Source organism: Microcoleus sp. K4-B3, assembly GCF_036704615.1.
GTDB lineage: Bacteria > Cyanobacteriota > Cyanobacteriia > Cyanobacteriales > Microcoleaceae > Microcoleus.
This window is the reverse complement of record NZ_JAUBSF010000071.1, coordinates 1-15,555: the sequence shown is the minus strand read 5'-3', so window position 1 is coordinate 15,555 and position 15,555 is coordinate 1. Positions and strand designations below refer to the sequence as shown.

At 45.9% G+C, this 15,555-nt stretch carries 12 protein-coding genes and 1 pseudogene; 5 read left to right on the top strand and 8 right to left on the bottom strand.

Features of this window, described 5'->3' with window-relative positions; all coding sequences use genetic code 11:
- Nucleotides 1-62 precede the first annotated feature (62 nt).
- Nucleotides 63-3,866 (bottom strand): glycosyltransferase, encoded by a 3,804-nt coding sequence (locus QUA78_RS23900; RefSeq protein ID WP_333302125.1) that lies wholly within the window; start codon nucleotides 3,864-3,866, stop codon nucleotides 63-65.
- Between the two features lie 369 nt (nucleotides 3,867-4,235).
- On the opposite strand from QUA78_RS23900, the gene QUA78_RS23895 reads away from it, so the two are divergent.
- The 3 genes from QUA78_RS23895 to QUA78_RS23885 all read left to right on the top strand — a co-directional run bounded on the left by QUA78_RS23895 (nucleotide 4,236) and on the right by QUA78_RS23885 (nucleotide 7,734).
- On the top strand, nucleotides 4,236-5,912 hold the full coding sequence (locus QUA78_RS23895) for a methyltransferase domain-containing protein (protein WP_333302124.1): 1,677 nt from the start codon (nucleotides 4,236-4,238) through the stop codon (nucleotides 5,910-5,912).
- A gap of 84 nt (nucleotides 5,913-5,996) precedes the next feature.
- A complete protein-coding gene (locus tag QUA78_RS23890) occupies nucleotides 5,997-6,866 on the top strand; it encodes a calcium-binding protein (RefSeq protein WP_333302123.1) in 870 nt (289 codons plus the stop codon).
- Between the two features lie 40 nt (nucleotides 6,867-6,906).
- Nucleotides 6,907-7,734, top strand: coding sequence for a Uma2 family endonuclease (locus QUA78_RS23885; protein ID WP_333302122.1), 828 nt, complete (start codon nucleotides 6,907-6,909; stop codon nucleotides 7,732-7,734).
- A gap of 9 nt (nucleotides 7,735-7,743) precedes the next feature.
- On the opposite strand, the gene QUA78_RS23880 is transcribed toward QUA78_RS23885, so the two are convergent.
- The 3 genes from QUA78_RS23880 to QUA78_RS23870 form a co-directional block, all read right to left on the bottom strand.
- Nucleotides 7,744-8,553 (bottom strand): MOSC domain-containing protein, encoded by an 810-nt coding sequence (locus tag QUA78_RS23880; RefSeq protein WP_333302121.1) that lies wholly within the window; start codon nucleotides 8,551-8,553, stop codon nucleotides 7,744-7,746.
- Nucleotides 8,554-8,863: 310 nt separating this feature from the next.
- A complete protein-coding gene (locus QUA78_RS23875; protein ID WP_333302120.1) occupies nucleotides 8,864-9,163 on the bottom strand; it encodes a putative quinol monooxygenase in 300 nt (99 codons plus the stop codon).
- A 386-nt stretch (nucleotides 9,164-9,549) separates the two neighbouring features.
- Nucleotides 9,550-10,227: a hypothetical protein gene (locus QUA78_RS23870; protein ID WP_333302119.1), complete on the bottom strand. Its 678-nt coding sequence runs from the start codon at nucleotides 10,225-10,227 to the stop codon at nucleotides 9,550-9,552.
- A 281-nt stretch (nucleotides 10,228-10,508) separates the two neighbouring features.
- Here QUA78_RS23870 and QUA78_RS23865 point away from each other — a divergent pair, with 281 nt between their 5' ends.
- Nucleotides 10,509-10,988, top strand: a complete 480-nt coding sequence (locus tag QUA78_RS23865) for a hypothetical protein (protein WP_333302118.1) — start codon at nucleotides 10,509-10,511, stop codon at nucleotides 10,986-10,988.
- 166 nt (nucleotides 10,989-11,154) lie between these two features.
- Here QUA78_RS23865 and QUA78_RS23860 read toward each other — a convergent pair whose 3' ends face one another.
- Nucleotides 11,155-11,658, bottom strand: coding sequence for a hypothetical protein (locus QUA78_RS23860; RefSeq protein WP_172186420.1), 504 nt, complete (start codon nucleotides 11,656-11,658; stop codon nucleotides 11,155-11,157).
- Nucleotides 11,659-12,202: 544 nt separating this feature from the next.
- On the opposite strand from QUA78_RS23860, the gene aroA reads away from it, so the two are divergent.
- Nucleotides 12,203-13,558: a 3-phosphoshikimate 1-carboxyvinyltransferase gene (gene aroA, locus QUA78_RS23855; RefSeq protein ID WP_333302117.1), complete on the top strand. Its 1,356-nt coding sequence runs from the start codon at nucleotides 12,203-12,205 to the stop codon at nucleotides 13,556-13,558.
- Nucleotides 13,559-13,737: 179 nt separating this feature from the next.
- Here aroA and QUA78_RS23850 read toward each other — a convergent pair whose 3' ends face one another.
- The 3 genes and pseudogenes from QUA78_RS23850 to QUA78_RS23840 form a co-directional block, all read right to left on the bottom strand.
- Entirely contained in the window at nucleotides 13,738-14,175 is a 438-nt protein-coding gene (locus QUA78_RS23850) for a CAAD domain-containing protein (RefSeq protein ID WP_333302116.1), read from the bottom strand.
- 196 nt (nucleotides 14,176-14,371) lie between these two features.
- Complete coding sequence (locus QUA78_RS23845) at nucleotides 14,372-14,968, bottom strand: NAD(P)-dependent oxidoreductase (protein WP_445302459.1); 597 nt, start codon at nucleotides 14,966-14,968, stop codon at nucleotides 14,372-14,374.
- A 226-nt stretch (nucleotides 14,969-15,194) separates the two neighbouring features.
- Nucleotides 15,195-15,555, bottom strand: a pseudogene (locus QUA78_RS23840) (hypothetical protein); the annotation flags it as partial.

Sequence of the window (15,555 nt, the reverse complement as noted above, 5' to 3'; positions counted from 1 at the left end):
TTCCCTCAACATCCATCGGTTAAATCCCCTATACTGCTTCGTCGCCGAACTTCCTTCTTCCTTCACTCTCGCAATAGTCTTTCAAACAGTGTTCCGAGTTGGGTCGAGCAAGCGCGACTGTCGAGATATTTCGGGTTTGCCGCCATTTTTTGCTGGATTCGATCGCGGTAGTGCCGGCGCAGTTCTGGGTTGGTTCCCAGTGCTGTACTCAGCTCTAAATAAGACTTCTCGCTGTTTGCTACCAGCTCCGGAAGTAGCAGTTCTTCGAGCACTGCGGCTGATTGTCGCGATCGAGTTGTTTGCCCTTTTCTTACCACTACAGGCAACCCTGCCAACAGCGGTTCTGCTAAGGAGCAGGCACTGCTGTATGGATAGGAGTCTAAATATATATCAGCCAATTCCAGACATTTTAAGTAATCGGCGCGAGATGGCAGCGCTTTAATCACAACTAAGCGCTTTTTGTCAACCCCAAAATCGGCAAAGAGCGATCGAATTTGTTTGTAAAAAAGTACCGTCGGATAGTTTTCATTGCGGGAACTAAAGGGATACAAAACTAAAAGAGAATTGGGTACGGCAGCAATAATTTTTGCCCAAGTTTTTCTCAATTCTGGGATAATTGTAAAAGCTCGAGCGCCGGACATGAACACTACAGATTCGTCGGTGGCTCCCCAACTCCTGCGAGTCGGTTCAACGGTTGCAGGTGCTGATGCTACAGTATAGCTTAAACAAACTCCCGAGCCTTTTAAAGTAATTAATTTTTCGCGATACTCTGCAGCAGCACCTGCGGCCAATGTCAAATCTCCGGCAATAAAATAATCGATATTTCGGGCGCCGGTAGTGGCGGGGGTTGATGCACCGGTAGCTATTTGCACTCGCGCTAGCCGGTGCAGGCACAGCAGGGCGCTTGGTTGGGCAGTGTCGGTAGTATTGGTGCAGATTAGCAGAATATCTAAATCGTGCGATCGAATTTCTTGAACTTGATTTGGCAAATCTTCTGACAGTTGCAGCAGTTTGTCGGCGCAATTTGCACAATATTTCCCCAGTTGCTCGTCTTGTACCTGGGAATGGTACACGATAATTTCAAATTTGCTTCTGTCTAAATATTCAAAACTCGCAATTGCAGCACGAGTCTCGGATTTATCATTAATTTTATCTAGTAAAAAACCTACTCTAATTTTAGTTGTTTCAGATTTTATATTAGCAGGATTCCAGTCTATTTGACAGCCGATATTTTTTAAATGATATTCCAATATCTCAGATCGCTGGATTAATATATTTAACAAATTTTCCTCGCTCAAGTACAAAGCTTTGAAGCTAACATTTTGCGTCATAAATGCCGCTAAATAACGCCAAACTTCCGAATCGGGAAAACTGGCGATATTAGCAGCGACGTACTTGATTAGCTGCTGGAAATATTCAGAGTACCTTTCAACTTCCCACTTTTCTTGAAAATAACTGGGAGACTGAAATAAGAATGTCATAAAGTCGTCAAAAAACCACTGGGGAATCGCTGCATTTTTATACTCTAGCGGCAACTGATAAGCGTCGCAGTACAGCATCGCTGCGAGGGGATATTGAATCTTATCGGCAATTTCCTCTCCTTCAGCAAGTTTCGAGGATAACTGCTGGACAAAACTTTGTTCTGACTCAGTTAAAGTTTCATTTTTTAGTCCGCTATCTAGTAGCAATTTATGGCTTTTCCCCGCTTCTTGCGAGTAAGCAGTTTCTAATTTTTCCGCTGGCAACTTCAGCCAATTTCTAGCTATTTGTTGGCGGTATTGGCGCAACTGCGCGAGAAGAGACTGGTTTGATGGCGATTTTTTGTACTGTTCAACCAGTGCTGACAAGTCAGATATACGAGGCTGGGTTCTTAATGCCAATTTATGGCGGATTGTCTGTTTGATTTGTTGATTTAGGAAACTGTAATCAGGACTATTTAGTAGTTTATTGTAAAATCTGACTACATCCTTATGATTTTCCCCAGCAGCGAAGTTTTTCCAAGTTTGTTGTTCGGGATGAATCCGCAGGGACGACAGTTTTTCGTCTAAAAATCCGATGTGATAATTTCCCATGATTCGCCACCACATATCTAAGTCTACATACTGAGATAATCCCGAATCAAATAATCCTATTTCGGTAAAGACTCGGGCGGCAATTAAGACGGTACTAGGTTCGCCAATTTTGTTAATGGGGTTGCTCAAGCAGTTAGTATCTGCCAGTAATTCTTTTCCGGGCTGAATTGATTTTAAATTCGACCAACTTTTATGCAAATCTTTAATTGATTGGGAAGCTCTCCGCAAAATTGGGTTAGATTCATCTTCAGCTATGGTGATGCCGCGCGGGGAGAAAACCATACCTATTTTTGGGCTTTGCTGGGCGACTGCGACCATTTTTTCAATACATTCTGGTGCGAGCAAGTCGTCTTGAAAGAGAAATTTAATGTATTGACCTTTTGCTTGGGATATGCAAAAGTTCCAGTTTTGTGATAAGCCGTAATTGCGGTGCAGTACGATCCGGAAATCGACTGAGGTTTGTAATTGGAATGATTGGGCGATCGCAATTGTGCAGTCTGTGGAGCCGTCGTCGGATACAATCAGTTCTATGTTAGGGTAAGTTTGGGCGATCGCACTTTGAATCGCTTCGCCAATAAATGCCGCTCCGTTGTATGTCGGAATACAAATACTAACTAAAGGTGGTGCATTTTTTACTGTCGCTACCTGAGATGACTTTTTCCGTATTCCGCGCTCCAAGCTTTTGAAATTATCTGTAATTTCGGCAATATATTCGAGACGGTTTTGAATTTTTCTCCCGACAGTTGGCGGATTCAGTAAAATCTTAATTTCATCAGCAGCTATTCTTCCAACTTGCTGAGCTTCCCGGTAATTGTTGAAGACATGACGCATTAAATCAGCAGCGTGTTCTGTATCGGGTTCTGCCCACATATTACCTTTTTTGTAAGGCCCGCAATCTGCTGCAATTGGCACTAACTTGTATTTTACTAAAAAGCTGTTGCCGACATTCATAAATTCTGTATTTGATGAATAACCTGTGGCAATTACTGGTTTACCGTAAAACATGGCTTCAGCCATTGTTAAGCCGAATCCTTCGCAGCGGTGCAGCGATACGTAACAGTCGCAATTGTAGAGCAAACCGTTAATTTCATCTTTGGACAAATACCCGTCTAGATGTTTGATATTTGAATTATTTGCTATGGCTGAGTTTAAGGATGCTCGCTCCTCTGGAAATTTGTTTGAATTAGAAGATTTGATCGTCAATAATACGCCGTCATCTTCGCCGAAAGCTTGTTTAAATGCTTGAATTACTGCTAAAGGATTTTTGCGCTCGATGCGGCTGGAAAAGTCGAATACAAACAAGAAAATAAATTTATCTTTAGGCAAATTCAGTGCTTCTCTGCTAAGGGAAGGTGCGGGGAGAGCAATACTGGGCATGATTTTGATAACGGGAATTGGCGAGATTGCGGAAATTGCCTCGGCGCAATAGTTGCTGTAAGTCCAGATTTCGTGAAAGTGATTAAATGCTGGCTGCCATTCCGGGGGAAATGCGGGAAGTTCCCAGGCCCAAAAGCCGATATTGTATTTGTTTTCAAAATAGCTGGAACCTGTATGTTTGATAAAGATTGCAACTTCATCTGCGTTGACTTGAATTAAGTTTACGGGATGGGGATTGTCTTGGCTAAAGTTTTGATATGTGGTGTCTTGTTTGCGGTGGGGACTGCGGGTAAAATTGTTGATATTGAAAGGAATGTTGGCGGCTTCTGTGGCTCTGATGTTGGCTCGGACACCTTCTCCTATGCCAAATTCGCCGCTGATGTAGCCGGCGATGTTAATTCCTAGATTGTGGTTCATAGTTTATAATGTATTTAGAAAATTGTTGGGTTAATTTGTGGGAAATAAGCCTAATTAATTGCTCTCATCAATTGCGTTAAAGGAGGGTAGGGGTTGAGAATAAATTATAATTTTGCTCAATATTTGCTAAGATATAGCAATCCTTGCAGGATGGGTGAACAAGATTAAGTGAACCGCAGAGGGCGCAGAGAACGCAGAGGAAGAGAAGAGAGGGAAGAGAAAGAGTTGGCAACAGAAAATTTGGTGCTTGACAAATGTGCCGATCGCTATTGTATACTGGCATCTCAATGCTAACCTTCGGCTGGTCGTCTGTTGGCATGGGTTGCTCGGTTTTATTTTACGATAAACTAATCAGGAATTTTAGAGAAAGTGATCGATCGCGCCAACCACGACCTCTTGAAGCTGCTACCGCCGGATGCTAAAGTCATTGTCGAAATTGGCTGCGGTACGGGTTCGACGGGCGAACAGTACAAGCCGATCAATCCCCATTGTCAGTATATTGGCATTGAATGCGATCGACAAAAAGCTAAAATTGCGGTCGATCGGCTAAACTGGGTGACTGTAGCCGATATTGAAGAAATTGCCATCGAAAGTCTCGACATCGCCCCAGGAAGCGTCGATTGCTTGATTTTCGGCGACTTGCTTCCCTATCTCAAAAATCCCTGGGAAGTCCTCAAGCAGTACAGTGGTTTGCTGAATCCAGAGGGGCAAATTCTCGCCCGAATCCCCAATGTTCAATACTGGCGGCGAATTGTCAATCTGCTGCGGGGACATTGGGAAAATGCCGACAGCAAGATGCAGCACTGGTTTACCCTAGAAAGTATTAAATCACTATTTGCTCAAGCCGGATTGCAGGTTTACGAATTTCAAGGAAAGGGACACAAAACCGAAAATTTTGTCCGCTTTCAGGAATTGCTGCATCCAATGGTAAAGGCTTTAGAGCTCACATCAAGCAGTTTTGCTACGGAAACAGGTGCTGAATATTATATCGTGCGATCGACCAAATCGACCGTACCTGCGCGCAGACTGCTGATTCAGACTATCATTATGGCTCCTACAGGGTGCGATCGCGTGCGAGTTTTGGAACCCGACAAATTTAGCGCCACAATTCCCGGTGTCCGCACCGTATCCGGCGTGAAAGCAGCAGAATTAATTCCGCCGCTGTCTGGAGGAGAAGAAAAAGTCTTCATCTGGCAGCGGACAATCATGCAATATCCCGGCTATATTCCCCAACTCAAAGAACTGCTACAACAAGGGTATTTAATAGTAGCTGAAATTGACGATAATCCCATCCGCCGCCGCGAATACGCAGACAATAATTACCTCAGCTATCGCGGCTGTCACTGCGTTCAAACTTCTACAGAACCCCTAGCAAAAATTTTGCGGTCTTACAATCCTAATGTTGCCGTATTTCCCAATCAATTAGCTTATCTACCTCCGCCGCGAATCTATCCGGCAGAAGATACAGTCACAATTTTTTTTGGTGCCCTCAACCGCGAAAAAGATTGGCAGCCGATTATGGCAGCGCTCAATCGAGTTTTAGTCGCACACAAACACCGGATTCGAGTTAAAGTAATCCACGACAACAGATTTTTTGAACCCTTGAAAATACAGCAAAAAGAATTTGAACCATTTTGCAGTTATGAACGGTATCAAGAAATCATGTACAGTTGCGATATCGCTCTGTTGCCTCTCGTTTCCAACCAGGTTAACGAAATGAAATCAGACTTAAAATTTATTGAATGTGCGGCGCGGGGAGTAGCGGTGCTGGCAAGTCCCACCGTGTACGAACATTCGATAGTCGATGGGGAAACTGGATTTATTTATAGATATGAAAAAGAGTTTGAAATTAAGCTGAATTCGCTGATTTCTAACACTTCTCTGCGCCGGGAAATAGCCGCGAATGCTTACGAATGGGTGCGGGACAACCGCTTGCTGTGCGGACACTACCGGCAGCGACGAGATTGGTACTTACAAATGCGGGACGAGTTGCCGCGTTTAAATGCTGAGTTGCGCGATCGCCTGCCGGAGTTATTTTGTGACTAAATGCGGTAAGATTTATAGGGGTTATTGTGCGATCGTTCTGTTTAATTGTTTAATTGTTTAATTTTTAATTGTTACTCCACACCAATGCGAATTCTATTCACTATTGCTCATTTTTACAATCCCAGCGGCGACGGGAAACACGCTTCCCAGCGAAATGATCCGCAACCACGACTGAATGCTTTAACCGCTTGCGTGACATCCCTGCAAGCTTTGTACGGCAAATCTCAGTCGATGATTGACATTCGCGAATGTGCAACTATTCCAGCCAATCAATCTCAACAGCATGAAATTGACATTGTTGTTTGCACTACTCAAGGCTATCATCTGTTGCCTCAACTGCCAGTGCAGCCCAGATGTTTTATGCACCACGCTACAAAATGCGAACCGCTGCTATTGGGGTTTGAGTGTCAAGCAGTTTTGCGAGCGTGTCTAGACAAATACGATTATTTCTGTTATTTGGAAGATGATTTAGTTCTGCACGATCCGTGGTTTTTTAGTAAATTAAATTGGTTTACACATCACGGGGGAAATGGAAATTTGCTGCAACCGAACCGCTATGAAATATCGCCTCAAGGGGCGGTCTTTAAAGCATATGTTGATGGTGATTTAGCGGAAACAGCTACTGCTAAGTTTCAAAATGTGGAGGAACAACGGCAGTTAATGGGAAAAATTATGGAACAAGCAATCGCTTTTGAGCGGGCTTTGAATCCTCACTCCGGCTGCTATTTTTTGAATGCGGAACAGATGGCATACTGGGCTAAGCAGTCTCATTTTTTGGACAGGGATACTAGCTTTATCGGCCCGCTGGAAAGTGCGGCGACTTTAGGAATTATGCGGACTTTTAGAGTTTACAAGTCCACTCCTTCTTATGCTAATTTTTTGGAAATTCAACATTTTGGAGCGAGTTTTCTGAAGTTGATTGGTAATAAGGTGAGGGTGCCGGAAGCAGGATGAGTTAAGATATTCAGGTAAGCTGCAATACTTGAGAGGTAGCATGAACCAGGCAACCGAAAAGATTGTCCTTCCCTCTCCCTTCCCCGACCACACTCAACTGCCAGAGGAAGATGGCACTTTCGTGAAGAATTTTCAGGAGCATCCCCAGAGCATTATTTTGACTGATTCTATTGGGTCGGTATTGCAACGGCTTCATCCCGATGGGCAATATGCTATAGGGCAAGACTGTGGCATCTACTGGCGAGAAACTGACCCGCTTGAAAAGGGAGCAGAAGCTCCTGATTGGTTCTACGTGCCGAACGTGCCACCAAGACTAGGAAATCAGATTCGTCGCTCTTACGTGCTGTGGCGGGAATTCATGGCTCCGATGATTGCTTTGGAGTTCGCATCGGGAGACGGTTCACAAGAGCGAGACACAACGCCGTTATCGTACTCAGAAGTCGAATCGGCGCCAAGACCTGGGAAGTTTTGGGTCTATGAGCGGATCATGCGGATTCCGTATTATGGCATCTATGAGATCAATAGTGGCAGGCTGGAGGTTTACAGCCTGAACAACGGGTTTTACCAACAGTTACTTCCGAACGATCGCGGTCATTATCCGATCGCGCCAATGGGCGTAGAATTAGGACTGTGGCAAGGCAGTTATCAAAACCAGACAATGCTGTGGCTGCGGTGGTGGGATAGCGAGGGCAATTTGCTGCTGACAGGTACAGAACGAGCTTCCTTAGCAGAGCAGGCTTTGAGTGCAGAAGGCCAAGCGCGGCGGGGTGCCATCCCTCGGTTGTTGGCAATGGGATTGAATACAGAGCAAGTGGCAGAAGCACTGAGTTTATCAGTAGAAGAAGTTAGGCAGCATTCACAATCTTAAGGTTGCTTTTTATGAATAAGAAGTCAAAACATCGCCGATTTTAACTGTGCCGCTGTTGATAATTTTGGCTAAAACTCCGGTTTGCGCGTGACCGAATTCCTGTTGCAGTAAACTGAGTAGGGAAATATCCCGATCGCCTGTTTCTGGATTCACTTCTATATTGACACAGCGACCGATTCGTGCTGTAACTTCTATGCGCGCCGTGCCTAATTGAAACTGTTTTCCGATCAACTCAAATTCTGACCAAGCTGCCATACCTTCTAGCACAATGTTCGGGCGAAATCGGCCCACGTCAATGTTTTGAAGAGCAATTTCTGTTAGTTGGTCTAATGTGGCTTGACTGAGTAAAGAAATGTGTACGGGTTCTCGATCGGGATAACGAGTTTCGCCGCTGCTGTCGCCGACTAATTGCAAAGGTGCAAGCTGCGGGTGTCTCGCTTCTTTTGTGGGTTCAATTGCGGCCAGATATTCGGTGAAAAAAGTGCCGATGCAATCGCGCCCCGCTGCTGTGTTTGTTTCTGCGGATAACACTGCAACTCCTTGACGCTGGACTGTTAAAACGGCCGTTTCCGGTTGATAATGACATTCTAAAGCTGCTAACAGAGGCCAATCGTTTTGGACAGCAAAATTTTTTTTGCTCATCCAACGCACATTGTCTGCCGGCATCTTTGCAGCTTCCAGATTATCTGCAAACATTAAGGCAAAAGCTCGATCGCCCTTAATTCCGTGTCCGGCTGTTAAAGCAAACTCCGACATTTCTTGCGGTGTCAGCCCTTTAATTGGATAAATAAATAACTGTTTTATTGTTGCTAATGTCATAAAATTTTCCGAAGTTAGTAGAATCTAAGATCTGGCACCATTGTCAATAATCCTTTTTTGAACAGGCTTTCGGGCCTGTGAAGCGAGAAAATCTACTCTTTGTGGAACAGGCCCGAAAGCCTGTTCAGCCAGAATAGTGCAAGATGTGAGTAGAATTGGACTTACGCAGAACCTATATATGTAGGGTGCGCCGCGGCGCACCTTACCGCTTGTCCCGCCTTGCCAGGGCAATCCGCGCGTGGTGCCCCGCAAACTTTGGGGGAATCGAAGCTATTTTATAAACATTAATCAAATTGCTATAAAAACCCGACTAAGCTAGCAATTCATAGCGGCGGATATCTGGAGGCCCAACGGCCAAACCTTCTAATTTCTGCACGGCGTCTTGAATGTGAGTTGAACCGAGATGTAGTTCGAGCAAATCTGCACTTTCCCACTCTTCAACGAAGGTAAAATCTGTGGGATCGGCTTGATTTTGCAGGAGTTCGTATTTGATGCAGCCTTTTTCTTTGCGAGTGGGTTCCATAATGCTCAGCAGCAGAGATTTAAGTTCTGCTACTTTGTCAGGAAAGGCAGCGAGGCGGGCGACTACTCGCAAGGTTGTTTTGGACATAGGAGAAAAAATTAATTGATAGGACGATCGAATTTACCGATTTTTATTTGGCAGACTCAGCAAAACACGATTTTACTTAAAATAACCTAAAGAGGTCGATCGGTCAATCGATTTGAGATTTGAGATTTGAGATTTGAGATTTGAGATTTGAAGCATTCACCCCACGAATAAATTCGGGGGCTCCTTTATCGGATACAGGTTTTTTATTTCTCCACGGATGAATCCGGGGGCTTGTATCCTGGATGCTTTCGGTCAACTGCAGTAAAATTAGTCCAGGACGCGCTCAAGTCTCAGAAACCCGGTTTCTTCCCAAATTCTTCGCTACCAACCGCAGAGCGTCGTATAGACCGGGTTTCTCGATCTATTTTGGCAAATACCGGAGGAACTCAATCTTTGGGATAAAATCGCTTGTTTTCTGTAGAATATTCCCAGGCGATCGCCTCCGGGTCTTTTTCGCGGCTCCACTGAGCAAACTCCGGCTTAACTTTCCACTTGCCGATCGTAGTTGCGTGAACTTTGAACCTGCGGGAGAGTTCCGTCTGGGTAAAAGAGATTTTGGGCTTTTCAGGAGTCTTGGTTTGAGCAATGGGGAATAAATTTGGTTTTTTATCTTGTGCTTTTTCCCGATTTGTGGGAGGCTCTTGAACAGCTATTCCCGCATTAGCTGTTTCGCTTTGATTGACAGGTGGAGCTATTTGAAAATAATACAAAATTCCGCCTTGTTCCGTCACTTCAAAATCCGCAGCAAATTCAGAGGCCCGTTCGTCGAGATACTCTTGAACCTTTTCTCCGGGGAGTTTCGCATTCATCGCCAAATCCAAAGCCGTAACTCGCCCTTGATTTTCCTTGATCAACTTGTAGAAAACCGAGTCTAAATGAGCGAGTTTATGTTTTTGCTGTTGCTGGTAGAGCCTGCAAGCCCAAGCAATGCCCGCTGTGGTGGCGATCGCCCAAAACATCCTTCCAGACTCGAAACTGGCAACCGCCGTCAAGGAAATAGGCAAAAGCAGGGTAAGATATCCCCAAATGCTTCCCTTCTTTAGGTTATTGCTGTTTTTGACCATAGTTCCTAAACAGGTACGTAGTTTAGCTTAGTAGAGCGTGTCTGAATGCCGCGAAAGTTTTTCGACAGTCGATATATCGATCGGCCCGCTGACACACCCAAAAACGGATACTGTGCCGCGTACACTCGCCTTGTGGACAATCCCTAATTTTAGACCAAAGTTCCAGCTCCTTTGATTCAATGTCGCAAGTAAATCGAAAATCGAAAATCGAAAATCGAAAATCGAGTGACGCACTCTACGACAAAATCCCAGAATATACTTTTTTTTGCAACCGAGGGTTCATGTACTTTTTTCGCAAACAGATTGCCATCCTGCTGATAGTTGTTGCTTGCTGTACGCTGACGATTAGTTGCAGCGATAGCCGAGCTGTCCAGTGTACTAAATTTACTGAAATTGTCAACAAAGGCAACGCTCTCATTGATGTTGATAAAGACAGCAACGATCCTGCAACGACAGACAACTTAGCTAAAAATTTGAACCTGATCGCAAAAGAACTTGAGGATCTGCGAATAACAAATCCAACCCTCAAAGAAATTCAGGAGCCATCCGTTAAATCCTTCCAGGAAATTAGTCAAGCACTCGGCGACATCAGCAAAAGTCTTCAGGCTGGAAATCTGGCTTCTACAAGTATAGAAGGTCGAGAGCAAATCCAAACAGCTCAAGCAGATATTATTAGAGCCGGACAGCAGGCGAATCAAGCAGCCGCAAATCAAGACGCTTTGACTAGCAAACTGATTAATTATTGTAAGAGCAGTTCCTAAAGACTAATAGTTTTGAGTTTTGAGATTGCCACGCGAGCCGCGAACAAGGCTGCGCCGTGCATGAGTTTGGGAAGGCGTCGCCTTCACCGGGCATCTACTAATTCCCAATTACCCATCCCCAATTACCCATCCCCAATTACCCATCCCCTATTACCCCGTCCCAATTTTAGTGATGAATTTCTAGATTCAAAATATAGCGACCGAGTTGCACTTTCTCCGACCACAACTCATATTCTAACCGCAGGTGTTCCGGTTCTGGCGTTCCTGTCAGCGTCAAGTTGCGAGTGAAGTTACGGAGTCTCAACTGTTCGGGAGTCGCCAGCGATTCGCCCTGAAGCCAATAACGGCTCAGGCCGTACATTCCTCGTTCCCAGCAGTGGCGGTAACTGTATTTGCCGTTTCCTTGCATGGTCATAATGACTCGATAAGGTGAAACTTCTAGCCAGAGCAACCGGGGTTTTGTAGTTGGGGGTAAGATTGTAACTTGCTCGGCAGATGCGTCGGAGTCGTCGGAAAATTGGCGATCGATTATGGCTGGTTCGTGCAACAACAAGTGAAAGCGATCGCGGTCTTTTTGATAAAGCGTACCAGCGGTTTCAACGACTGACCACAAAGGTAAATCTGTGGATACTAGCGATAAACTTACAGGCTTGCGGTGATGCGTCAGCATAAACAAAAGTGTAGGGGTTGTTGTGGATCGGGCAGTTTGAGATTTGAGATTTGAGACTTTAGATTTTAGATTGGCTGGGTTCCAAATTCCGGAGCTTTTGCTTAAAAAAATGAAAAATCTACAACTCGGAATCGAAAATCTAAAATTGTTTAGTCAAATTTCAATCATCTGGTCGATAACTGAGAGCAGAACATGAAATCTACGCAGATACACGGATAGTATTTGTCAGTGCCCCTGTATGGGAGCTGGAAACCCAGTTTCTACGATATTTGGCATTTAGTAATGATAAATATACGAAGAAACGGGGTTTGTGAGGTCGCAAGTGCGATCGCGAACTATTTGTGAAATTAAGGTAAAATCCGTGCAGTTGCGCCCGCTCTCTCTTGTCGCTGACAACTGACAGCGCACTGTCCCGGCGAGTTTAATCTGTCTTGGAGTTAACCGGACACATTGGGAAAAAACTCGCAGGCATACCAAAAGACGACTGACTTAGGACTGGGAAAAAGGTAGGATAGCTAACGCCATCCCATCCTAGTTTATCTCAATGCAAGCTGACATTATAACTACTGCGCTTCTTGACAAAAGTCAAACTTTAAGCATTCAAAAACCGGCCTCGGGCTTGTCGCTGGTCGGGAGGATTCGAGTTCCCGGCGATAAGTCGATTTCTCACCGAGCTTTGATGTTGGGTGCGATCGCCCGAGGTGAAACTACAATTGAGGGACTGCTGCTAGGAGAAGACCCCCGCAGCACGGCTAAATGTTTCTCGCTCCTGGGAGCCGAAGTTTCTGAACTCAACGCGGAACGGGTGACAGTTCGTGGCGTCGGAATTGGCGAGTTAAAGGAGCCTGTGGAAGTCTTGGACGCGGGTAATTCCGGCACGACGATGCGGCTGATGTTGGGAATTTTAGCCTCTCATCCGGGGCGTTTTTATGCAGTAACTGGTGACAGTTCTTTGCGATCGCGCCCCATGTCGCGCGTCATTCAACCGCTGCAACAAATGGGAGCGCAAATTTGGGGTAGAAAGAGCAATTCTTTAGCTCCTTTAGCGATACTCGGACAGCAGTTAAAACCGATTCACTACCATTCTCCGATCGCCTCGGCTCAAGTTAAATCTTGCATTTTGCTCGCCGGTTTGATGGCAAGCGGAGAAACTACAGTCACAGAACCCGCTCTGTCGCGGGATCACAGCGAGCGGATGCTGCGGGCGTTTGGAGCCCGATTGAGCGTCGATCCAGAAACTTGCAGCGTGACTGTCACTGGGCCGACACAACTGCAAGGGCAGAATGTGATTGTACCGGGGGATATTAGTTCGGCGGCATTTTGGCTAGTTGCTGGGGCGATCGTCCCGGGTTCGGAACTCGTAGTCGAAAATGTCGGCGTCAACCCAACCCGTACAGGCATTTTGGAAGCTTTGGAGATGATGGGCGCGGACATTGAACTGCAAAATCAGCGAGAGGCCGCGGGGGAACCTGTAGCGGATATTTTGGTTCGCAGTTCCGGCCAATTGCGGGGATGCACCATTGCGGGCGACTTAATTCCCCGACTGATTGACGAAATCCCGATTTTGGCAGTAGCGGCGGTCTTTGCGTCGGGTACTACAATAATTCGAGATGCGGCGGAGTTGCGAGTCAAAGAGAGCGATCGGCTGGCCGTGACTGCTGCAGAACTCAACCGCATGGGGGCCAAAATTTCCGAGTTACCCGACGGTTTAGAAATTAGCGGGGGAACTCCTTTGACCGGCGCGGATGTTGACAGCTACACTGACCACAGAATAGCGATGAGTTTGGCGATCGCAGCCCTCAATGCCACAGGTATTACTAACATTCACCGGGCAGAAGCTGCTGCCATTTCCTACCCCGACTTTACCGCCACTTTGCAACAAGTTTGCCATCAAAATTGAGAACGGGAGAGCGGGAGAGTGGGAGAGGGAGGAGTGCGAGATTGGGAGAGGGGAGAGTGGGAAAAACCCTCTTTCTTCCTTCTTCCCTCTTCCTTCTTTCTTCTTCATTCTTCCCTGTTCCCTCTTCCTGACATCCGTTACATCCGAAGAAAGCGAATCAGTTGCCGAACTTCCTTCGTTTAAGAATCTTTGCCTACAACTTGTTCTTTTAAAGAATCAATTTCCGTTAACAACTCTTGGCGATTAGAAGCCTTGAGCAGATAGCGGTAAACAAACCAACCCGTATATCCCATGCCAATCAACTCAAAAATTGGAGCTACCAAAGGGACATCATTAAGAGCATCTAAAACTCCCAGCATTACCTTAATACTAATACCGCCTGCCAGAATTAAACCAACAGTGATCAGGGGCTTTTGGTAGTCAGCAAAAAAATTGGAGACATAGGCTGGAAGTTCCGACAAAATTGTAAGAACTTGGTCTTTAATATCTTGGAACTGGCTCGTCGGTGTTTCTGCGGTTGTCACTGTAGTCATGACTCCCGGTTGGTCCGCCACCAGGTCTACTGTGACGACTTCAGTGACTGTTTGTGCGTCGTCAGAAAAGTTAGCTTGTGTCATTTGATACTTCCTCCGGTGTCAAGTAAAATTGCAGGCTTTGAGTGGCTGCCACTATAATTCTCCGGCAATTAGCACAGCATTCGCGCTGCCGGGACTAATTGATGAGACTAAGGCAGAGCTTCCCAAATTGCAAGCAAAAATAACGATAAGACTTGATTCTAAACAATTTCCCTCGTTGCCAAATCGGTCTTTTGACTCATTTTTTCACTTGAGCGAGGTCGATTTGATTGGGGCAAGGGCGTCCTTGTTCAAAGTCGGTGATATTGCCGATCGTGGTTTCGGCGATATTTTTCAAAGCTTCCTCGGTGAAGAAAGCTTGATGTCCGGTAATCAGGACGTTGGGGAAAGTCAGCAAGCGCTGAAATACGTCGTCTTGAATGACGTGATTTGACAAATCCTCAAAAAACAGATCCGTCTCTTGTTCGTACACATCTAAGCCGAGGTAGCCAATTTTACCAGACTTCAGTGCTTTGGTCACAGCTTTAGTGTCAATCAACTGACCGCGGCTGGTATTGATCAGCATCATCCCCGGTTTCATTTGCCCGATCGCCTCTGCACCGATATGGTAAGTTTCCGGCATCAGCGGACAGTGGAGGCTGACAATATCAGAGGCTGCGAACAGTTCCGGGAGTGCGACGTATTCCATGCCTAGGGCGAGGCAATCTACGTTTTGGAAAAAATCGTATCCCAGCAGGCGGCACCCGAATCCGTGCAGAATTTTGGCAGTAATTGCACCAATTTTGCCAGTTCCAACGATTCCCACCGTTTTGCCGTGGAGGTCAAAACCCAACAAACCGTCTAGGGCGAATCCCCAGCGATAAATGATATTATTTTGGTGGCTGGGAATAAGCGCTGCATACTACGCGCAGGCTACCAGCCGCCCAGCGCATCCCTACCAGGGATTGAAAAAAGGGCAGTCTTACACGCTGGGGTTAACCACCTAAAACCCTATCAGGGATGAACGCTATACATGGTGTTGATGCAGCTTCATTGCAACACTATATGTAGCGTTTGCAGTTTTAATACTTCACAGTGAGCGGCAAACTCTTTACGCCACTGTCGGCGATCGACGCCATCCGATCGCAAAACCGCCGCCACCCCTCCCGATTTTTCAACACTACACAGCCCGCGCTGCCGGGTACATTTGCATCAAAGTGAAGCCCTAACTCGGCTCGAATGCCTTTGTCAGAAACTACCGGATCGGGGGTGATGTGAAAAAAGTCCCCTTCCACGCCTCGCGTGTCCAACCAATAAGGCTCGCTTGGGATTTCATATTCCCCAGCGGGGATGGGCCCTTTACCGCTAGCCCTGTCAAGGTGTTCCTTATTCAGGCATTTTTGTGAATCTTGAACGGCAATGGTCGAGTCGTGAAAAGCTTGG